The 21066-nt window shown below is 58.4% G+C and carries 20 protein-coding genes and 2 tRNA genes; 17 read left to right on the forward strand and 5 right to left on the reverse strand.

Features of this window, described 5'->3' with window-relative positions:
• The first annotated feature begins 83 nt into the window (after positions 1-83).
• On the forward strand, positions 84-743 hold the full coding sequence (locus tag IV109_RS18075) for a SagB/ThcOx family dehydrogenase (RefSeq protein WP_296700128.1): 660 nt from the start codon (positions 84-86) through the stop codon (positions 741-743).
• The gene (locus IV109_RS18080; RefSeq protein ID WP_296700130.1) at positions 740-2131 is read left to right on the forward strand and encodes a phenylacetate--CoA ligase family protein; all 1392 of its coding nucleotides are present in this window, start codon (positions 740-742) and stop codon (positions 2129-2131) included. The genes IV109_RS18075 and IV109_RS18080 overlap by 4 nt, the downstream gene beginning before the upstream one ends.
• Here the strand turns inward: IV109_RS18080 and IV109_RS18085 are convergent.
• Complete coding sequence (locus tag IV109_RS18085; RefSeq protein ID WP_296700133.1) at positions 2115-3023, reverse strand: ribose-phosphate diphosphokinase; 909 nt, start codon at positions 3021-3023, stop codon at positions 2115-2117. The two genes, IV109_RS18080 and IV109_RS18085, sit on opposite strands and share 17 nt — an antisense overlap.
• Positions 3023-4621 carry a thymidine phosphorylase family protein gene (locus IV109_RS18090; protein WP_296700135.1) on the reverse strand — a complete coding sequence of 533 codons (1599 nt, stop codon included), beginning with the start codon at positions 4619-4621 and terminating at the stop codon, positions 3023-3025. The genes IV109_RS18085 and IV109_RS18090 overlap by 1 nt, the downstream gene beginning before the upstream one ends.
• 292 nt (positions 4622-4913) lie before the next feature.
• Here IV109_RS18090 and IV109_RS18095 point away from each other — a divergent pair, with 292 nt between their 5' ends.
• From IV109_RS18095 to IV109_RS18110, 4 genes are all read left to right on the forward strand, one after another.
• A complete protein-coding gene (locus IV109_RS18095) occupies positions 4914-5813 on the forward strand; it encodes an amino acid ABC transporter substrate-binding protein (protein WP_296700140.1) in 900 nt (299 codons plus the stop codon).
• Positions 5814-5939: 126 nt separating this feature from the next.
• Positions 5940-6662 (forward strand): amino acid ABC transporter permease, encoded by a 723-nt coding sequence (locus tag IV109_RS18100; protein ID WP_296700141.1) that lies wholly within the window; start codon positions 5940-5942, stop codon positions 6660-6662.
• 1 nt (position 6663) lies between these two features.
• Entirely contained in the window at positions 6664-7350 is a 687-nt protein-coding gene (locus IV109_RS18105) for an amino acid ABC transporter permease (RefSeq protein ID WP_296700143.1), read from the forward strand.
• Between the two features lie 15 nt (positions 7351-7365).
• On the forward strand, positions 7366-8103 hold the full coding sequence (locus IV109_RS18110; protein ID WP_296700146.1) for an amino acid ABC transporter ATP-binding protein: 738 nt from the start codon (positions 7366-7368) through the stop codon (positions 8101-8103).
• Between the two features lie 109 nt (positions 8104-8212).
• On the opposite strand, the gene efp is transcribed toward IV109_RS18110, so the two are convergent.
• Together efp and earP are read right to left on the reverse strand one after the other, a co-directional pair.
• Positions 8213-8767: an elongation factor P gene (efp, locus tag IV109_RS18115; RefSeq protein WP_296700148.1), complete on the reverse strand. Its 555-nt coding sequence runs from the start codon at positions 8765-8767 to the stop codon at positions 8213-8215.
• Between the two features lie 124 nt (positions 8768-8891).
• Positions 8892-10007, reverse strand: coding sequence for an elongation factor P maturation arginine rhamnosyltransferase EarP (gene earP / locus IV109_RS18120; RefSeq protein ID WP_296700150.1), 1116 nt, complete (start codon positions 10005-10007; stop codon positions 8892-8894).
• Between the two features lie 27 nt (positions 10008-10034).
• On the opposite strand from earP, the gene uvrC reads away from it, so the two are divergent.
• The 8 genes from uvrC to IV109_RS18160 all read left to right on the forward strand — a co-directional run bounded on the left by uvrC (position 10035) and on the right by IV109_RS18160 (position 17380).
• Positions 10035-12035, forward strand: a complete 2001-nt coding sequence (gene uvrC, locus IV109_RS18125; RefSeq protein WP_296700153.1) for an excinuclease ABC subunit UvrC — start codon at positions 10035-10037, stop codon at positions 12033-12035.
• Between the two features lie 44 nt (positions 12036-12079).
• Positions 12080-12646, forward strand: coding sequence for a CDP-diacylglycerol--glycerol-3-phosphate 3-phosphatidyltransferase (pgsA, locus tag IV109_RS18130; RefSeq protein WP_296700155.1), 567 nt, complete (start codon positions 12080-12082; stop codon positions 12644-12646).
• 32 nt (positions 12647-12678) lie between these two features.
• Entirely contained in the window at positions 12679-13539 is an 861-nt protein-coding gene (locus IV109_RS18135; protein ID WP_296700158.1) for a DMT family transporter, read from the forward strand.
• A gap of 59 nt (positions 13540-13598) precedes the next feature.
• On the forward strand, positions 13599-14684 hold the full coding sequence (locus IV109_RS18140; RefSeq protein ID WP_296700162.1) for a tartrate dehydrogenase: 1086 nt from the start codon (positions 13599-13601) through the stop codon (positions 14682-14684).
• A 230-nt stretch (positions 14685-14914) separates the two neighbouring features.
• Complete coding sequence (locus IV109_RS18145; RefSeq protein ID WP_296700165.1) at positions 14915-15187, forward strand: HU family DNA-binding protein; 273 nt, start codon at positions 14915-14917, stop codon at positions 15185-15187.
• A gap of 15 nt (positions 15188-15202) precedes the next feature.
• A tRNA-Val gene (locus IV109_RS18150) sits at positions 15203-15278 on the forward strand.
• Positions 15279-15338: 60 nt separating this feature from the next.
• Positions 15339-17276, forward strand: coding sequence for a SurA N-terminal domain-containing protein (locus IV109_RS18155; protein ID WP_296700168.1), 1938 nt, complete (start codon positions 15339-15341; stop codon positions 17274-17276).
• Between the two features lie 28 nt (positions 17277-17304).
• Positions 17305-17380, forward strand: a tRNA-His gene (locus IV109_RS18160).
• A gap of 59 nt (positions 17381-17439) precedes the next feature.
• On the opposite strand, the gene IV109_RS18165 is transcribed toward IV109_RS18160, so the two are convergent.
• A complete protein-coding gene (locus IV109_RS18165) occupies positions 17440-18414 on the reverse strand; it encodes an NADPH:quinone oxidoreductase family protein (RefSeq protein WP_296700171.1) in 975 nt (324 codons plus the stop codon).
• 122 nt (positions 18415-18536) lie between these two features.
• Between IV109_RS18165 and surE the strand changes: the two genes are divergently transcribed.
• The 3 genes from surE to IV109_RS18180 are packed head-to-tail and all read left to right on the forward strand — an operon-like array spanning position 18537 to position 21005.
• Positions 18537-19331 carry a 5'/3'-nucleotidase SurE gene (gene surE / locus IV109_RS18170; protein ID WP_296700174.1) on the forward strand — a complete coding sequence of 265 codons (795 nt, stop codon included), beginning with the start codon at positions 18537-18539 and terminating at the stop codon, positions 19329-19331.
• Positions 19332-19344: 13 nt separating this feature from the next.
• On the forward strand, positions 19345-20148 hold the full coding sequence (locus tag IV109_RS18175; protein WP_296700383.1) for a protein-L-isoaspartate(D-aspartate) O-methyltransferase: 804 nt from the start codon (positions 19345-19347) through the stop codon (positions 20146-20148).
• A gap of 11 nt (positions 20149-20159) precedes the next feature.
• Positions 20160-21005, forward strand: a complete 846-nt coding sequence (locus tag IV109_RS18180) for a peptidoglycan DD-metalloendopeptidase family protein (RefSeq protein WP_296700177.1) — start codon at positions 20160-20162, stop codon at positions 21003-21005.
• Positions 21006-21066 lie beyond the last annotated feature (61 nt).

Consider the following 21066-nt stretch of genomic DNA (forward strand, 5'->3'; position numbering starts at 1 on the left):
TGCAGCGCTCTCGGGTGCCTTTGATCTGCCTCAATGGCCGTGCCCTCGTGTCGGCCTAGCATGCTTGACAGGAGGACCGGACGATGAACACCTTGACGAAGCTTGCACTTGGACTGATGGGGCAGCTTAAGCCCGAGCCCGCGGAGGGCGATTCAGCCGCGACCATCAAGCTGCGTGCTGCAAAGACACAGGGCGGCTTGCCGTTGATGCAGGCTTTGCAACTGAGGCAGTCGCAACGGGAATTCGATCCGGCTCCATTGCCGGGGCAGAAGCTCTCTGATCTGTTGTGGGCCGCTGGCGGTATCAATCGTCCGGCACTGGGCGGACGCACGGCACCCAGTGCCATGAACGCTCAGGAGGTGGATGTGTATGTGACGCTGCCAGGTGGTCTGTACCGCTACGAACCCGAGAAGCATGTGCTGCATCTGGTGAGCGCGACCGATGTGCGGCGGGTCACCGGTTATCAGGATTTTGTGGATACCGCGCCGATGGATCTGGTGTACGTGGCAGATCATCGGCGCATGAAGTTGATACCTGCCGCGCAGCGCGAATCCTACGCGTCGGTGGCGGCCGGTGCCATGGCACAAAACGTTTATTTGTACTGTGCGTCTGCGGGCTTGTCCACCGTGATTCGCGCCTGGTTCGATCGTGGCGCGCTCGCGCAAGCCATGGGGCTGGATGCTGACAACGAGGTCTTGCTGGCGCAGACAGTAGGAATGCCCAAGACAGCGACTGGTGCATGAGCCTGGTGTTTGATCCGCTGCGCCTGGGCGCTGTGGCGCTGGACGTGCTCGCCAGCGGGCGGGCCCATTCGGACGCGATCAAGGCACGTCAGAAAGCCAGGCTGGCACAACTGCTGGCGGTGGCCGCGCAGGATTCGAAGTTTTACCGCGAGCGATTGCAAGGCAAGACCTTGGCCAACACGGTTCTGGGTGACTTGCCCGTGGTCTCGCGCGCTGAATTGATGGCGCGATTTGACGACTGGGTAACTGATCCGCAATTGAAGCTGGCCGAGCTTCGATCCTTTATCGCCGACCCTTCGCGCATTGGCGAGGCGTATCTGGGCAAGTACCTGGTTTGGGAAAGTTCGGGTACCAGCCACCAGGCTGGCATTTTTGTGCAGGACGCGCGCACCATGGCCGTCTTTGATGCATTGGAGGCATTGCGGCGCGGCGTGCCGCGAACCCTGCAGCGCTGGTTTGATCCCCTGTTGTTGACCGAGCGCATCGCCTTCGTGGGCGCTACCAGCGGCCATTTCGCCAGCCTGGTGAGTCTGCAGAGGTTGCGCGCGCTCAACCCTTGGCTGGCGCAATCAATGCGTTGCTTCTCTATTTTGCAGTCGACCCCGGCGCTGATGGGCGAACTCAACGCGTTTGCGCCCACCGTCATTGCCACCTATCCCACAGTGGCCGCCCTGCTGGCGGACGAGGCCAGCCGTGGTGCCCTGCATTTTTCTCCCAAAGAGGTCTGGACCGGTGGAGAGACGCTGACCGCATCGGTGCGGCGTCGGGTGGAGCATGTGCTGGGCTGCACGCTGCGCAACAGCTACGGCGCCTCGGAGTTCATGTCCATCGGATGGGAGTGTGCTGAAGGCGCCCTGCATGTCAATGCCGACTGGGTCATTCTGGAGCCGGTTGACGAAAAGGGTCGCCCCATGCCGATGGGGCAGCAGTCCTATTCCACGTTGTTGACCAACCTGGCCAATGGCGTGCAGCCGCTGATTCGCTATGACCTAGGTGACCAGATCACTGTCCACCCGGCGCATTGCCGGTGCGGCTCCACATTGCCGGTGATCGAGGTGCTGGGGCGGCGTGATGACCCGCTGGTCATGGCCGGGCGGGATGGGCATCCGGTCACGCTGCTGCCAATGGCGCTCACCACAGTGCTGGAGGATGAAGCCGGTGTTTTCGATTTTCAGCTCCGTCAGCAGGGCGATCACACCCTGGTGTTGCGGCTGGATCTGCAGGGGCTTGAGGCCGACGCTGCGATCGCACGCTGTCGTACCGCGCTGGAAAATTTTGCGGCAACACAGGGCTTGGCCCCGATTCGCATACTGACGGAATTGGGCCAGACGCTCCTGCGGGGGCGCAGTGGCAAGGTGCAGCGTGTGATGGCTAAGCCGTCGCGGTGATCTGGGCCAGGGCTTGGGCAAGTGGCTCAGCCATGCTGACTGCGTTGCTCGCGTGGCTGATGCAGTCGGTGCTCCACACTTCGCCTACATGGGCCTTGTGCATCACCTCCAGGGCGTCGCCGGCGAACAGCGCATGGGTTACCGCCACATCGACCGAAGCAGCGCCCGCTGCCAGCAGCAGTGTGGCAGCGCGTGCAACGGTGTGGCCGGTACTGGCCACATCGTCGAGCAAAACCACTTGGCGACCGACTATTGAAATATCCGGCAGCGCTACGTCCACCGCCCGGTCCCCATGTCGCACCTTGCGGCAAACCGCGTGATCGAAGCCATGGCGTGCCGCTGCCAGTGCGATCCACTGCGCCGACTCTTCGTCCGGCCCCACCAGCATCGGCTTCTGTCTGCGCGATGCAATCAGATCCGACAGCAGATATGCGCCGCTGAGCACCATCGCCTGCGGCACCGGCACGGCCTCCTGTAGCGTCGCTACCCGGTGCAGATGCGGGTCCACAGTAATTACAGCGTTGAAGAGGCTGGCCAGAAAGCGTCCAACGATGCGCTGGCTGATGGCTTCGCCGGGGTGAAACGCAATGTCCTGCCGCATGTAGGCCAGGTAGGGGGCGATCAGTGTCAGATGATGGGCACCCAGTTCACGTGCGGTTTGAGCCGCCAGCAGCAACTCGACCAGTTTTTCGTTAGGCTCGCTAAGCGTACGCAGAATGGCCACGCGGCAGGGGAGGCTGTCTGGCAGGCGCAGCTTCAGTTCGCCGTCGGGAAAGTGGTGGCGTTCGATGACGGCGAGGTTCAGGCCGCCAGCCTGCGCAATGCGCTCTGCGCTGTCCTGCTCGTCTTCAAAGCAAAGGAGCAGGGGGTTTGACTCGGGTGTTGAGCTCATCAGAATTCCACAAAAACATGGGGTATGGCATTTGCCTGGCCCAGGGCGTAGCCGTTTGATTTGGCACAGCCCTGGCGGGCAAACTCAAGGTCGCTTTGGTACTCTGCATGCACCCGGTACAAAAGGTCGCCAGTGGCCACCGCGTCACCGAGCTTGCGGAACAGGTCCACACCGGCGCCAATCACCTTGGGTGCGCCCGCCAATCGGGCAATGCGTGCGACCTGCAGGTTGTCGATGCTGGTGACGACACCGGACTCGCCGGCACGTACCTCGAAAGTCAGGCGGCCCAGCCGGGGCGCGTTATGGTCGAAAGACTTCTGGCCTTGTGCTGCCATGATGGCGTTCATCTTGCTCAATGCCCGGCCCGAGTCCAGGATGTCGCGCGCAATGGCGAATCCATCTCCACCGCGCACGTCCGGGTGACATTCAATCAAGCGCCCCGCCAGTCGCAAAGATTTTTGCCGCAGGTCGTTGGGCGCCCGGGGATCGTTCTCCAGCACTCGCATCACATCGCGGGCTTCCAGCATGGGGCCAATGCCATTGCCGATCGGCTGGCGGCCATCGGTGATGACCACGTCCAGCGAAAGGCCCATGCGCCTGGCCACGTATTCGAAGAGTCGGCGCAGGCGTTGCGCCTCCGGCATGGAGCGCACCTTGGCGCTGGGGCCGATGGGAATGTCCAGCACCAGATGGGTCGAGCCGGCCGCAATTTTCTTGGAAAGAATCGAGGCGACCATTTGCCCCGGCGAATCGATCGCCAGCGGTCGCTCGACGGATATCAGAATATCGTCGGCCGGAGACAGGTTGGCTGTGCCACCCCAGGCGAGACAGGCACGGTGATCACGCACGATGCCCGCCAGCTGCTCAAAGGGCAGTTCCACATTGGCCAGCACTTCCATGGTGTCAGCGGTGCCGGCAGGCGAGGTAATGGCGCGTGAAGACGTCTTTGGGCACAACAGGCCGTGTGCCGCCACAATCGGCACCACCAGCATCGAGGTGCGGTTGCCGGGAATGCCGCCAATGCAGTGCTTGTCGACCACCAGAGACTCGTGCCAGTCGAGTTTTCTGCCACTGGCCACCATGGCCTCGGTCAAAAAGTAGACCTCCTCGCGGTCCAGTTCATCGCGGTTGGTTGCCACCACAAAAGCTGTCAGTTCGATTTTGGAGTAGCGTAGCTCGGCAATGTCACGCACGATATCCCGGAAGTTTTCGCGGGTCAGCCGTTCGCCGCCAATCTTGCGGTAGAGCGCACCGATGGATTCTGGCGGTTCCGCTTGCGATACCGAAGCCGTATGACCATCCTTGATGTCCAGTTGCAGAAATGCGTCTTCGGACAAACCCAGTTCATGACACCCCACGATAGCCTGATCATCGACCACGTTCAGTGTGGCCAGAATACGCCGGCCATTGGCGCGAATTTCTACCTTGGACAGGGCCTGAAATCCTTCTGCCCGGTATACCGCGCAATCCCGATGCAGATAGGCAACGTTTTCGCGGTAAGTGTCAATTGCCACGCGGCGCAAGGCCAGGTTGGAGGCGTTGGGGCTTTGGGCTGGCAGCGCATCGGAGGGCTGCGATTTATCTGGGGCAGTGTTCATGGCGCTAGCCTACATCGGTTTGGGGCTCGCCGGCTAATGCAGGTACCCGCGAATACGTACTTTTACGAATGTGCGGCATCTCTCTAAGTGCATGCATTTATTGCATAAACTTCAGGGGTAAACCCCGAACATTTCGAAATCAAGGCGCGTTAAAGTCTGTACATGGCTTGATTTTCCGCAGTCATGGGTGTTTGGGCGCGATGCTTGGCGCAAAATTCCACTTTGACATTGCGGCGATTGACCAGTTGGTCGTCTGTTGGTCAGCATCATCTCTTTGGAACAAGGAAATATCATGAAAAAGCAGTTACTCGCGTTAGCCATCATGGCTGCTGTGGCCTCGGGCGCTCATGCGCAGGCCTCGGACACCATCGCCAAGGTCAAGGCCTCTGGCGTCGTCACCATGGGCGTGCGTGATTCGTCGGGCGCACTCTCCTACACACTGGGTGATGGCAAGTACGCGGGGTACCACGTTGAGTTGTGCCAGCGCATCATCGCCGGTCTTGAAAAGACCGTGGGCAAAAAGGTCGAGATCAAATACCAGTCGGTCACTTCGCAAAACCGTATTCCGCTCGTTCAAAACGGAACCGTGGACATCGAGTGCGGCTCGACTACCAACAATGCGACGCGCCAAAAAGATGTAGCCTTTGCTGCAACCACCTTCGTTGAAGAAGTGCGCATGGTCGTCAAGGCGGCTTCGGGTATCAACAGTGTTGTCCAGCTGAACGGCAAGAACGTGGCCACCACCACCGGTACCACTTCGGTACAGACGCTGCGCAAGAACGAGCGCGCCAATGGCATCGATTTCAAGGAGGTTTATGGCAAGGACCATGCAGACAGTTTCCTGCTGCTGGAATCCGGCCGTGCCGAAGCTTTCGTGATGGATGGCTCTATCCTGGCCGGCAACATTGCCAATGCCAAGAATCCGGCGGATTTCAAGATTGTGGGCGAGGTCCTCTCGGTGGAGCCCATCGCGATCATGCTGCGCAAGGATGATCCCGCCTTCAAGAAGCTTGCTGACGACATCTTGAAAGATCTGATGAAATCCGGCGAAATTGCCAAGATTTATGACAAGTGGTTCATGCAGGCGATTCCTCCCAAGAATACCAAGGTGGGGTTGGCGGTGAGCGAGAGCATCAAGGCCGCCTGGGCTACTCCCAACGACAACCCGATGGAAGCCTACGCCAAGAAGTAAGCCGGCAGTTTGACAGGAGCCCGCCCCGGCAATGGATCTGGTGGCGGGTTTTTTTTGTGTGTTTCCTGATGCCCCGGGCTCAGGCACCAGTTGCCAAGTGGCAGCACAAGCCTTGCGGAGAACAATATGACGTGGGATTGGCAGGTATTTCTGAATGACGACGGTAGCGGCCGTACCTACCTTCAGTGGATGATGGACGCCTGGGGTTGGACATTGGCGGTGGCCGGCAGCTCCTGGATCGTGGCCATGGTGATTGGCGCCTTGATGGGCACCTTGCGCACGCTGCCAAACAGCCCGTGGCTGGTGCGCCTGGCCAATGTGTGGGTTGAACTCTTTCGCAATATTCCGCTTCTGGTGCAGGTCTTCCTCTGGTACTTTGTCGTGCCCAAGATGTTTCCCGCGTTCCAGCAAGTGCCGGGTTTTGTCCTGGTTGTGTTTGCTCTGGGATTTTTTACTTCGGCGCGTATCGCCGAACAAGTGCGTGCAGGCATCCAGGCCTTGCCCAAAGGCCAGCGCTATGCTGGCATGGCCATGGGCTTCACCACGGCGCAGACTTACCGCTATGTAATTCTGCCCATGGCGTTTCGCATCATCTTTCCGCCCTTGACCAGCGAATCCATGAACCTGCTGAAAAATTCTTCCGTGGCGTTCGCGGTGTCAATCGCCGAGCTGACCATGTTCGCAATGCAGGCTCAGGAGGAGACCTCTCGCGGCATCGAGGTCTACCTGGCGGTTACCGCGCTCTATGCGCTGTCTGCCTTTGCCGTGAACCGCATATTCAGCCTGGTTGAAAAAAGAGTCCGAATACCCGGCTTCATTGTCGCGGGCGCAACGGGTGGGGGGCACTGATATGCTGGGCTTGGACCTCACTTTTCTCAATTGGGACATCATCAGCAAGTTTGTGCTGGGTGGGCTGCGCTTCAGCGTGCAACTGACGATCATTGCCACCCTGGGCGGTATTGTTTTTGGCACCGTGCTGGCACTCATGCGCTTGTCTGGAAAACGCATTCTGATGTTGCCCGCAACGATCTATGTCGATGGCATGCGCTCGGTGCCGCTGGTGATGGTGATCCTGTGGTTCTTCCTGTTGGTGCCGGGCTGGGTTTACAGCTACCTGCCCAATGGGGCGAACAATCGTGCCGAGTACTCTGCAGTCATCACCTTCATCGCGTTCGAAGCGGCCTATTTCAGCGAAATCATGCGGGCCGGCATTCAGTCAATTCCACGCGGGCAGGTTTTTGCGGGCCAGGCGCTGGGGATGACCTACGGCCAGAACATGCGTCTGGTGGTGTTGCCGCAAGCCTTTCGCAACATGTTGCCGGTGTTGCTGACGCAAACCATCATCCTGTTTCAGGATACTTCGCTGGTATATGCCATTGGTGCCTACGACCTGCTCAAGGGCTTCACCAACGCCGGCAAGATTTATGGCCGCCCCGAGGAGGCCTATCTGCTGGCCGCCGTGGTGTATTTCGTCATCTGCTTTGGCTTGTCCTGGACCGTCAAGCGGTTGCAGGCAAAGATTGCCATCGTTCGCTAAGCATCGGAGAACAAATTGATTCAAATTAAAAACGTGTCCAAATGGTATGGTCCCGTGCAGGTGCTCAATGACTGCTCGGTCAGCATCAGCAAAGGCGATGTGGTGGTGGTCTGCGGGCCGTCCGGCTCTGGCAAGTCCACACTGATCAAGACCGTCAACGGCCTGGAGCCCATCCAGAAAGGCGAGATACTGGTGGACGGCGTGAGCCTTTATGACGCTAAAACCGATCTGCCCAAACTGCGCTCGCGTGTGGGCATGGTGTTCCAGAGTTTTGAGCTGTTTCCGCACCTGTCCGTGACCGAGAACCTGACGATTGCCCAGATCAAGGTGTTGGGCCGCAGTGCCGAGGAAGCCAAGGTCAGGGGCCTCAAGATGCTCGATCGTGTGGGCCTGATGGCACACAAGGACAAGTTTCCCGGCCAGCTGTCGGGTGGCCAGCAGCAGCGCGTGGCGATTGCGCGCGCCTTGTCGATGGACCCGATCGTGATGCTGTTCGACGAACCCACCTCGGCGCTGGACCCCGAGATGGTTGGCGAGGTGCTTGATGTGATGGTGAACCTGGCCAAAGAAGGTATGACCATGATGGTGGTGACCCATGAAATGGGCTTCGCTCGCAAAGTGGCCAATCGGGTCATCTTCATCGATGTAGGTGGCCGCATTCTTGAAGACTGCTCCAAGGAAGAGTTCTTCAATCACCCCGAGAATCGCCAGCCTCGTACCAAGGATTTTCTCAATAAAATCCTGCAGCATTGACTTGGGTCAGGAAATGCAAGTGGCGTGCTGATCCCACGACTTCATTCCTGAAAACAATAAAAAAGGCTTCCTTGGAAGCCTTTTTTTGTGCGCCGGAGGACGAAAGCGCTTAGACGCGCTTGCGGTATTCGCCGGTACGGGTGTCGATTTCGACCTTGTCGCCTTGCGCCACGAAAATTGGCACACCAATTTCGAACCCAGTGGAAATTTTGGCAGGCTTGAGAACCTTGCCGGATGTGTCGCCCTTGACGGCGGGTTCGGTCCAGGTGATTTCGCGCACCACGCTGGTAGGCAGTTCCACCGAGATGGCCTTGCCGTCGTAAAACACCACTTCGACAGCCATGCCGTCTTCGAGGTAGTTCAGCGAGTCGCCCATGTTTTCGGACTCGACTTCGTACTGGTTGTACTCTTCGTCCATGCACACGTACATGGGGTCGGCAAAGTAGGAATAGGTGCAGTCTTTCTTGTCCAGAATGACCTGGTCCATCTTGTCGTCGGCCTTGAACACCACTTCGGTGCCGAAGTTGGCGATCAGGCTTTTGAGCTTCATGCGCACGGTGGCCGAGTTGCGGCCGCCACGGCTGTATTCGGTTTTGAGCACGACCATGGGATCTTTACCGTGCATGATGACGTTGCCAGCGCGAATGTCTTGAGCGATTTTCATAGCGATTGTGTGAAGGTAGGCCGCAAATACTGCGGCTAAATAAGCGCCGATTACACGGCAAAGGCGTCATGGACTGGAAGCAAATCCGGTCGAATTTCGCAAAGCCTTGAATTTTAACGGTTTTTTATGAGAAACGCATGATCTGGGTCACAAGATCGTCTTGTTGCAATAGCCGACTTCGTGCTGTGCTTATCGCTGCCTGCCATTCGGGCAGGGCCAATGGCGGCAGGCCGGATCCAGGAGCGGCCTCGGGGGGGGTGTCGAGCTTGTTCCATGCCCGGTGGAAAGCCCTGAGCGATGCAGGGGCTGCCAGCATGTCCAAAAAGGCTTCGAGCTTGTGGTGATGTGCATCGTCGTGCTGGGGATAAATTTGCCAGACGAAGGGCTTGCCGGCCCACAAGGCACGCACCAGAGAATCTTCCCCGCGAACAAAGTTCAGCTCGCAGGCCCACAGCAGATGGTCGAACTCATACTGAGTGAGTGTGGGGAGGTATGAAAATAATAGCGAACTATCCTTATTCCATGAGGGGTTGAGGCTATTTTTATTCAAAATGTAGGCTTTGACTGCAGCCGTTGCCCGCCCTGCAGTGACCAGCAGCCGCGTGCGTTGACCGGTCTGTCCGGCGGCCGCCAGTTGATCCAGCAATTCACCCAGGGCAGCAGGCTCGTAGCAAAACAGCGAGACGAGGCGTTCGCCCTGGCACGTCAGGCCCAGCTGGCGCTGGAGCCAGGCGGGGCGATCAAACGCCGCCTGGCGCGCCTCCAGATCGGGCTCGCGCAACAGTCCGCCGGTTTTGGCGCTGAAGCCCGGGTAAAAAAAGCGCTTGGTCAGTCCCGCGCCAGGTCCAGTCATCACGGGGGAGGGCAGTCCGTGGGATCGTTCTGCATACCCCTCGGCGCTCAGGTATTCCAGATTGATCCATACAGGTTTTTTGCCTGAAGTCTTTGTCTTGCTTATGTAAAATGCTATGAATTCAGGAGCAATTTCGCAGCCAAAGGCTTCAATGAGAATGTCGCCCATGGGCAATCCCTGGGTTGCAATGGGCCGTGTCCAGAGCCTGACCTCCACCCCGTTGGCGCCCTCGGGCGCCATCCAGGCCAAGGCGCTGGCATCGTCTACCCACAAGCGCACCCGCTCACCGCGCGCGGCCAGGCTTGCGCTCAAGCGCCAGCAAACGCCGATGTCACCAAAGTTGTCGATGACTTTGCAGAAGATGTCCCAAAGGTTTCCGGTTTTCACCCCCGGGATTGTCCACAATATGCCCCTATGCCAGATTTGCCCGATTCCACGCCGCCTGAATCCACCACGCCCGAACAGCGACCTGCTGTGCCGGTACATCCAGAGCAGTTGCTGAGCGATGTTGCGGGTCTGCCCCCGCTGCCAGGTGTCTACCGCTACTTTGATGCGGACGATGGTGTTCTCTACGTGGGCAAGGCCATCAACCTTAAAAAACGGGTGTCCAGCTACTTCCAGAAAAACCATGGAGGAACCCGCATCGGGCACATGGTCAGCAAAATCGTGCGCATGGAAACCACGGTGGTGCGTTCCGAGGCGGAAGCGCTGCTGCTGGAAAACAACCTGATCAAGACGCTCAATCCCAAGTACAACATTTTGTTTCGGGATGACAAGAGTTATCCGTATTTGAAGATGACGGCCGCCAGCTCCTCATCCAACCCCGGCACGAGCTTTCCACGGGTTTCCTACTACCGGGGGGCGGTGGAAAAAAAGCACCGCTACTTCGGTCCATATCCCAGCGCCTGGGCGGTGAAGGAGGCCATTTTGCTGATGCAAAAAGTGTTTCGCCTGCGCACTTGCGAAGACCCTGTGTTCAACAACCGCACGCGTCCTTGTTTGCTATACCAGATCAAACGATGTTCGGCGCCCTGCGTGGGGCATATCTCGGCGCAGGACTATGCGCAGGATGTGGCCAACGCCGAGCGGTTTTTGCAAGGCGATTCGCGCCAGGTCATGGAGGCGTTGGAGGCGCGCATGATGGCGCACGCCGATCGACTGGAATTCGAGCAGGCGGCGGAACTGCGCAACCAGCTGGCGGCCCTTTCCAATGTGCTGCACCAGCAATCGGTTGACAACGTCTCGGATCGTGATGTGGATATTCTGGCTGCCAAAGTGCAGGGGGGGCGGGCCTGTGTGAACCTGGCCATGGTGCGTGGCGGGCGCCATCTGGGCGATCGCGCCTACTTTCCGGTGCACGTGGAAGACGCTGCTGCCATCTATAGCGATCAGGAGGACGACGGTGAGACCGCCGCCCATACCCTGTCCGTGGAGGCACAGGTTCTGGAGGCCTTCGTGGCGCAACACTACCTGCATGTGCCGGTGCCCCCTTCGCTGGTAGTGAGTGAGCCGGTGAACAAGAGCTTGCTGAAGGCCCTCTCGCTGCAAAGTGGCGTCAAGGTAACGGCCGTGCATCAGCCGCGCGAGCAGCGGCGTCTGTGGCTGGAGATGGCGCAAACCAATGCTGGTCTGCAATTGGCGCGTCTGCTGTCCGAAGAAGGGTCGCAGCAAGCCCGCACCCGGGCGCTGGCCGATGCGCTGGACCTGGCCCTGGATAACCTGGATGAGCTTCGGATTGAATGTTTTGATATCTCACACACCGCGGGGGAAGCCACCCAGGCTTCGTGTGTGGTGTTTCATCATCACAAGATGCAAAACGCCGAGTACCGCCGCTATGGCATCGAAGGCATCACGCCCGGAGACGACTACGCGGCGATGCGCCAAGTGCTTTTGCGCCGCTATGGAAAACTTGCTGAGACTCTGCGTGAGGCGAAGCAGACCGGACAGACACCCGCTGGCACCGGCCGCTTGCCTGACCTGGTGCTGGTAGATGGCGGAAAGGGGCAGGTGAGCATGGCGCGCGAGGTGTTCGAGCAACTGGAGCTGGATGTGTCCCTGATCGTCGGCGTGGAAAAGGGCGAGGGCCGTAAGGTGGGCCTGGAGGAGCTGGTGTTTGCCGACGGACGCGACAAGGTTTACCTGGGCAAGGATTCCGCAGCCCTGATGCTGGTGGCCCAGATTCGCGACGAGGCGCACCGCTTTGCAATCACGGGCATGCGCGCCAAGCGCGCCAAGGTTCGGGTAGATGGCGGCAAGCTCGAAGAGATTCCCGGCATCGGGCCAAAACGCCGCGCCCGATTGCTGCAGCGTTTTGGTGGTGTGCGGGGTGTAGCGCTGGCCGGCGTGGAGGACATTGCCACGGTGGAAGGCATTTCCCGCGAGTTGGCGGAAGAGATATACCGCGCCCTGCATTGATCGGGGATCGCTGAAACCTCATCAACCCGTGCCACAATCAGACCATGTTTTTCACCATTCCCACCATCATGACCTGGGCTCGCATTGCTGCGATTCCATTGATCGTCGGCGTGTTTTACTTGCCGGTGGAGCCGGCCACACGCAACCTGATTGCCACCGTCATGTTTGTGGTGTCAGCGGCCACAGACTGGCTCGATGGCTATCTGGCACGCAAGCTCAACCAGGTCTCGTCCTTCGGCGCCTTCCTGGACCCGGTGGCCGACAAGTTCCTGGTGTGCGCCTGCGTGCTGGTTCTGGTGCATCTGGGCCGCGCCGATGTGTTCGTGGCGCTCATCATCATTGGCCGCGAAATTGCCATTTCAGCCTTGCGTGAATGGATGGCCCAGATCGGCGCATCCAAGAGTGTGGCAGTGCACATGATCGGCAAGCTGAAAACGGTCGTGCAAATGGTGGCTATCCCGTTCCTGTTGTTTGACGGTATGTTGTTGGGTGTGATCGACACCCATCAGTGGGGCGTCTGGTTGATCTGGGTTGCGGCCGTCATGACGGTCTGGTCCATGGCGTATTACCTGCAGAAGGCCCTGCCTGAAATTCGGGCACGGGCAAAGTGACTGCGCGCGACGACCGTGCCCTTATCAGGGCCATGCCAGCGGTTTTCGTCCTGATCTGGAGTACCGGCTTTATCGTGGCGCGGTACGGCATGCCCAATGCGCCACCGATGAAGTTTTTGGCCTTGCGCTACGCTTTGTCTATGGCCTGTTTCCTTCCGTGGATCTTGCTCGCAGGAGTGAAATGGCCGGCCAATCGGACGCAGTGGACGCATCTGGCGGTGACCGGGATCTTCATGCATGCGGGTTACCTTGGCGGCGTTTGGGCTGCGGTCAAGGCGGGCATGGGTTCGGGGCTGTCGGCCTTGATCGTGGGCCTGCAACCGGTGCTGACGGCCCTGTGGCTGTCAGCCAACGGCGGCAAAATATCAGCTCGGCAGTGGACCGGACTGAGCTTGGGATTCGTGGGCTTGGTACTGGTGGTCTCGCGCAAGTTTGGGCAGGGCGCGGAAGCCGACTGGCTGAACCTGTCGTTTGCCGTGGGCGCGCTCTTCAGCATCACCATCGGCACCCTGTACCAAAAGCGCTTCGTCACCCCTTGTGACGTGCGCACCGCCAATGTGGTGCAACTGGGGGCCGCTCTTCTCGTGACATTGCCGCTGGCCTTGCTGGAAGTGGAGGCCGTGAAGTGGAATGCTGAATTCCTGGGTGCCATGGCTTGGTCAGTGCTGGCGTTGACGCTGGGCGGCAGTTCCTTGTTGTATCTCCTGATCCAGCGGGGTGCAGCGGCGTCCGTCACCAGTCTCATGTACCTGGTGCCCCCGACGACTGCCTTCATGGCATGGATGCTTTTTTCTGAACCCATCACCGCCGTCACCGTCATAGGTACCGTATTGACCGCCGCCGGAGTGGCGTTGGTCGTTCGCCAGGTGTCGACCACACTTCCGGCGCGGTGAGTTGACGTTGGCCTGCAAGGCGCTGTTCGTTTCGGTCGCCGATTTCAAAGGAGTTTGTCATGAGCAAGAAAAGAATTGCCGTCATCGCTGGTGATGGCATTGGCAAGGAGGTCATGCCCGAGGGTATTCGCGTCATGGAGGCCGCGGCGGGCAAGTTCGGCATAGATTTGCAATTCGATCACTTTGACTTTTCCAGCTGGGACTATTTCGAGAAGCACGGCAAGATGTTGCCCGACAACTGGAAGGACCTGATCGGTGGTCACGATGCCATTTACTTCGGTGCCGTAGGCTGGCCTGAAAAAATCCCGGATCATGTTTCCCTCTGGGGTTCACTGCTGTTGTTTCGGCGCGAGTTTGACCAGTATGTGAATCTGCGACCTGCTCGGCTCATGCCCGGCATCATTGCGCCCGTGGTGCGGCGCGATGGCAGCCGGCGAGAGCCGGGCGAAATCGACATGTACATCGTGCGTGAAAACACGGAAGGCGAGTACTCCAGCATTGGCGGGCGCATGTTTCCCGGTACCGAACGCGAGATCGTGATGCAGGAAACCGTGATGTCCCGCATTGGTGTGGACCGGGTCCTGAAATTTGCATTTGATTTGGCCCGGTCGCGGCCCCGAAAGCATTTGACCAGCGCCACCAAATCCAATGGCATTGCCATCACCATGCCGTATTGGGATGAGCGGGTGGTCGAAATGTCTAAAGCCTATCCCGATGTCACGGTGGATAAATTTCACATCGACATCCTGACCGCACATTTCGTACAGCGCCCTGATTTTTTTGACGTCGTGGTGGCCAGTAACCTTTTTGGTGACATTTTGAGTGACTTGGGGCCCGCCTGTACGGGCACCATTGGTATTGCGCCAAGTGCCAATCTCAATCCGGAGCGCAAGTTCCCCTCCCTGTTTGAACCGGTTCATGGTTCGGCTCCGGATATTGCCGGTAAAGGGCTTGCCAATCCTATTGGTCAAATCTGGTGTGGGGCCTTGATGCTGGACTTTCTGGGTTACCGCCATGCACATGATGCGGTGCTGACGGCGATTGAAAAAGTGCTCGACCCCCAAAGTGGTGCGCCGCGCACGCCAGATATTGGTGGCACTGCGAGCACCAGCGACATCGGATTGGCCATTGCCGGGGCGCTTTGATCGAACGCAGTTTTACGTCAGACACTTTTTTTGACGACTTTGCCTAAACATTGGGCATTGGGGCGCTGGCGCATCCTTTAAAACCGCTAGAATCCCCCACCGCACTGTTGTAAAGCTGCATGTTGTGTTGACACGGTAGGAGTCCGTGGCTTTAATGAGATGCAGCAGGCAATCTGCAAGATTTTCAAGAGACAATTTAATTAACTCTGTTTCCAGACTAGGGGTTCTTTGTGAATAAAACCGAACTGATTGAGCACATCGCTAAGCATGCAGACATTTCCAAGGCGGCAGCTACGCGTGCGCTGGAGTCGACCATTGGTGCCGTCAAGACCACATTGAAAAAAGGTGGCTCGGTGTCGCTGGTTGGTTTCGGTACATTTGCTGTTGGTAAACGCGCGGCACGCGTTGGTCGTAACCCCCGTACCGGCGCTGCGATTAAAATCAAGGCTGCCAAGGTGCCAAAATTCCGTCCGGGCAAAGCATTGAAAGACGCTTTGAACTGATGACATGTTAAGGTTGGGTGATTAGCTCAGTTGGTAGAGCGGCGCCTTTACACGGCGTAGGTCGGCGGTTCGAGCCCGTCATCACTCACCACCCAATCAAAGGCGAACACTGTTGTTCGCCTTTTTTGTTTTTTTCAGGGAGAGTTAGCGCATGTTTGATTTTGTCCGCAAGCACACGAAGGTCATGATGTTCGTCATGTTCTTGCTGATCATCCCTTCGTTTGTGTTGTTCGGTATTGACGGCTACAACAGCTATCGCGACAAAGGTGCGGCAGTTGCCCGCGTGGCTGGCCACGATATCACCCAGGGCGAGTGGGATGCCGCGCACAAGTCGGACTCGGATCGCATTCGTGCTTCCAATCCGAATCTGGATGCCAAGCTGCTAGATTCACCCGAGGCGCGCTATGCCACCCTGGAGCGTCTGGTTCGCGAGCGTGTTTTGGCCGAAGCCGCTGACAAGTCCAAACTGACCACCAGTGATACGCGACTCGCTCGCGAATTGCAGGATGACCCAACCATCGCTTCCCTGCGCCTGCCCGACGGCAAACTGGACATGGATCGCTACCGTCAGTTGGCTGCCAGCCAGGGCCTGACGCCCGAGGGTTTTGAGGCCCGCGTACGACGCGATCTGTCGGTACGCCAGGTTGAGGGTGGTGTGACCAGTACAGGCTTTTCTTCGGCGGGCGCTGCCGATGTTTCACTGAATGCATTTTTCGAAAAACGTGAAGTGCAGGTGACCAATTTCACTGCTGCTGACTTCGCCACCAAGGTCGCTCCCACCGATGCCGAACTGGATGCTTTTTACAAAGCCAACCAAGCTATGTTCCAGGCGCCCGAGCTGGCCAGCATTGAATACCTCGTGTTGGACCTGGAGACGGTCAAGAAAAGCATTTCTCTCAACGAGGCTGACCTCAAGTCCTATTACGAGCAGAACGCGGCCCGCCTGAGCGGCAATGAGGAGCGGCGAGCAAGCCACATTCTGATCAACGCTGCCAAGGATGCCCCTGCAGCAGATCGCCAGAAGGCACGTGCCCGTGCCGAAGAATTGCTGCAAGCGGTGCGCAAGGCGCCTGAGAGTTTTGCGGAAGTTGCCAAGAAGAACTCGCAGGACCCAGGATCAGCGGCCAAAGGCGGCGATCTTGACTTCTTCACCCGTGGGGCCATGCTGAAGCCGTTTGAGGACGCTGCTTTCGCCATGAAGAAGGGAGACATCAGCGAGGTGGTTGAGTCTGACTTTGGCTTTCACATCATCAAACTCACCGATGTAAAAACGCCCACGCTGCGAAGCTTTGAAGAGTTGCGCGCTGGCATCGAAGCTGATCTGAAAAAGCAACAGGCTCAAGCCAAATTCGCCGAAACTGCCGAGGCATTCACCAACGGTGTGTATGAACAATCCGATAGCCTCAAACCTGTTGCTGAAAAGCTCAAGCTGGAAATTAAGACCGCCGCCAATGTGCTGCGCAAACCAGCGCCAGGTGCGACCGGCGTGCTGGCCAATGCCAAATTCCTGATTGCCATTTTTGGCCCCGATGCGGTAGAGAAGAAACGCAATACCGAAGCTATTGAAATTGGCCCTAATCAGTTGGCCGCAGGACGCATTTCACAATACACGGCTGCTCGTACCATGCCGTTTGAAGACGTCCGCACCATTGTGCGCGATCGTGTCGTTGCGGCACGTGCTGCCGAGTTGGCCAGGAAAGAGGGCATGGAGAAGCTGGCAGCATGGAAGGCTGCGCCCGCCGCGGCTGTGATGCCTGTGCCGGTGCTGGTTTCACGCGATCAGTCTCAAAATCTGGCTCCCCAGGTTTTGGGTGCGGCCTTGCGCGCGGATACTTCTGCCCTGCCTGTATTTGCAGGCGTTGATTTGGGTCCTCAAGGCTACGCTGTGGTTCGGGTCAATAAGGTTGTTCCCCGCCCCGCGCCGTCAGAAGCCAATCTGAAACAGGAACGTGCGCAATATGCCCAGTGGTGGACTGGCGCCGAGAATCAGGCTTACTATGGCCTTCTTAAAGAGCGTTTCAAGGTTGAGATTCTGGCGCCTCGGCCAGTAATTGGGCAATCAAATTTAGCTTTGACTGCGCCGAAGTAAACGACAGCAGCTATAATAGAAAACTACGGTGGCTGTAGCTCAGTTGGTAGAGTCCAGGATTGTGATTCCTGTTGTCGTGGGTTCGAGCCCCATCAGCCACCCCAAACCATAAAAAATGCTCACATCATGTGGGCATTTTTTTGTCTTCGATCCGTGGACTGGATCAGTTCACCATCACCAGTTTTCCTTTGACGCCGCGCGAGCCCATGTGGGCATAGGCCGCCTTCAGATCGGCCATGGGCATGGCGCGGTCAATCACCGGCTTGACTTTGCCTTGACCGTACCACTGGGCCAGTTCAGCCATCATGGCGGCGTTGGCTTTGGGTTCGCGTTTTGAAAAATCACCCCAGAACACACCGACGATCGATGCGCCTTTCAGCAGTGCCAGATTGAAGGGCAATGCGGGTATGGGGCCGGAAGCAAAGCCAACCACCAGATAGCGACCGCGCCAAGCGATGGAGCGAAACGCCGGCTCTGCAAAGTCGCCGCCGACGGGGTCATAAATCACGTCTGGACCTTTGCCGCCAGTGAGGGTCTTGATGGCTTCGCGCAGGTTTTCGGTGGTGTAGTTGATGGTGGCGTCAGCACCGATGGATTTGCACAGCTCGCATTTTTCATCGGTCGATGCTGCTGCAATCACTTTGGCTCCGCACGCTTTGGCAATCTGGATGGCAGAAGTGCCCACACCACCCGCTGCGCCCAGTACCAGAACCGTTTCACCCGCCTTGAGCTGCGCCCGGTCAACCAATGCGTGATGCGAGGTGGCATAAATCATGATGAAGGCAGCGGCATCGACAAAGGGAAAGTCAGCGGGCAATGGCATGCACAGCGCCGCAGGCGCCAAGGTGTGCGTGCCAAAACCGCCGGTGCCCGACAAACAAGCCACGTGCTGGCCCACTTTCAGGTGGGTAACGCCTTCGCCCACGGCCTGAACAATGCCGGCGTATTCCGAGCCCGGCACAAAGGGTAGGGGTGGCTTCATCTGGTACTTGTTCTGGACGATCAGCAGGTCCGGAAAATTCAGGCTGGCTGCCTTGATTTCGATCAGCACCTCACCCGCCTTGGGTTGTGGTGTGGGAAGCTCTTTCCAGGTCAGGGCGTCAACGCCCACGGGGTTTTCACAAAGCCAAGCATGCATGGGGAAATCTCCAAAAAAGTTGCGCGAATCATAGAGCTTAGTCGGTTTGAAAAATGTCTCTCGCGGGACCGTGCTGGCGGGTCTGGTCCGCCACCTACAATCAATCCCAACCCCGAGCGAATATGAAGATTCTTATTTCCAATGACGATGGTTATCAGGCGCCCGGCATCGTGGCATTGTTTGAAGCCTTGAAAGAGGTGGCGGATGTAGATGTAATCGCGCCCGAGCAGAATAACAGTGCCAAATCGAACGCCTTGACGCTGCATTCGCCCTTGTACGTCAACCGCGCCAGCAACGGATTTCGCTATATCAATGGCACACCCGCTGATTGCGTGCATATTGCATTGACCGGATTGTTGGGATATCGGCCCGACCTCGTCGTCTCTGGCATCAACAATGGCGCCAACATGGGCGATGACACCATTTACTCGGGCACGGTGGGTGCGGCTATGGAAGGGTACCTTTTTGGCATACCGGCCATCGCGTTTTCCCAGGTCGATAGAAACTGGGTGCATCTGGAGTCTGCCGCGCGCAAGGCCCGTGACCTGGTTGTCCAAATGTCGCGGCAGCATCTGTTTGGCCACAGCCCATGGCTGCTCAATGTGAATATTCCCAATTTGCCTTTTGATGAGATCGGTCATGTCAAGCTGTGCCGTCTCGGCAGGCGTCATGCCGCAGAGGCTGTCATTACCCAGGAAAGTCCGCGTGGCGAGACCATGTACTGGATTGGGGCGGCCGGGCCGGTAAAGGACGAGGCTGATGGCACGGATTTCCACGCCACCACGAACGGTCACATCTCGATGACGCCCTTGAAGGTAGATTTGACCGACCATGATCATCTGGGCTATTGGGCTCAGACCGCTGCCAGACTGTCGGAACCCATTTACCCAAGCGTTGCATCTTCCAGCCCGATATGATGCCCGCATGAGCATGAAAGAGCGTCCGTCATTTCCCGCCCGCCTGGATTTTTCTGTGGGCAAACCCAAGGCCAGTCGACCTGTGTCTGGCGGCGTGGCGCATGGTGCCGGAGCCGCCAGGCAAGCAGTCAGGCAGCCGGCAGGCGCGCCGTCTCAGGGGCATGGCATGGATTCCAGCGCGGTGCGCATGAACATGGTGCAGAAGCTTGCCGGCCAGGGTATTACGGATGCGCTGGTCTTGTCGGCCATGGGCGCGATCGAGCGGCACCGCTTTGTGGACAGTGCCCTCGTCAACCAGGCCTATGAAGATACGAGTCTGCCTATTGGCTTGGGGCAAACCATCTCCAAGCCCGGAGTGGTTTCCCGGATGGCGGAACTTCTGCGCAATGGTGCGTCGGGACGATTGGGTCGGGTGCTGGAGATCGGCACCGGCTGCGGCTACCAGGCGGCGGTATTGAGCTTGCTGGCGGATGAGGTCTACAGCATTGAGCGACTGCGTGGCCTGCATGACAAGGCCCGCGAGAATTTGCGTCATCTGCGCCTGGCGAACCTGCATCTCCTGTTTGGGGATGGGATGGCCGGGTACGCCAAAGGTGCGCCCTATGCCGCCATCATCGCCGCGGCAGGTGGGGAGGCCGTGCCTCAGGCTTGGGTGGATCAATTGGCTGTCGGTGGGCGTCTGGTGGCGCCTGTGTCGGCTGGCACTGGCAGTTCCGGCAAACAAGCCCTTATGGTGATTGACAAGACCGCCCAGGGCTTGCGTCAGACGGTGCTTGAGGCGGTGCACTTTGTCCCCCTAAAATCGGGAGTCGCATGAAGGGATGTCATATGTCAGGTTTGAGTGGTCGCAAGAGTGTTGCTGTTGCCTTGGCGCTTGTCGCCGCGTTGTTGGGTGGGTGCAGTTCCAAAATGCTCAACCACGCACCAGTGGAAGATCGTGGCACGGCGGGGGGCAAAGCGGCTCCTGTGGCAATGGACCCGACCACGCAGGCCGTCAAGCAGCCTCCTGGATTTGAGAATGCGGGCAAGCCCGGCTATTACACAGTCAAGCCCGGCGATACGCTGATTCGCATTGGGCTGGAAACCGGCCAATCCTCCAAGGACATTGCACGCTGGAGCAGTCTGGAAAATCCAAACAAGATCGAGGTGGGACAAGTGCTGCGCGTGGTGCCCCCGGCGGCAGGTACGGCAAGACCCGTGGCCGCGGTGACCACGACGCCTGCCACGCCGGCGTCGGCCCCGGTTGCGGACAAGGCTGCCTCCTCAGCACCGGCTCCCGCTCCTGCCGCGACTGGATCAGGTGAAGACGAGATTGCGTGGATCTGGCCCACGAACGGTGCCGTTCTGGCTGGATTTGATGAGGTCAAGAACAAGGGTCTGGACATCGGCGGTGCTGCGGGGGACCCCGTGGTGGCTGCGGCGGATGGCCGCGTGGTTTATGTCGGCGCGGGCCTGCGTGGCTATGGCAACCTGATCATCCTGAAGCACAACAACACCTACCTGACAGCGTATGCGCACAATCAGACGCTCCTGATCAAGGAAGACCAGTCCGTGCGCAAAGGTCAGAAGATTGCGGAGATGGGCAACAGCGATGCAGACCGGGTGAAGCTGCATTTTGAAGTTCGCCGTCAGGGCAAACCGGTTGATCCGGCCAAATACCTGCCCGCCAGGTGATGGGACCATGCCGTGAAAAAATCTCCTGCGAATGGCCATGGCATATCTGCCACAGACCAGG

It is taken from the genome of Rhodoferax sp. (assembly GCF_018780565.1).
Taxonomy (GTDB): Bacteria; Pseudomonadota; Gammaproteobacteria; order Burkholderiales; family Burkholderiaceae_C; genus Rhodoferax.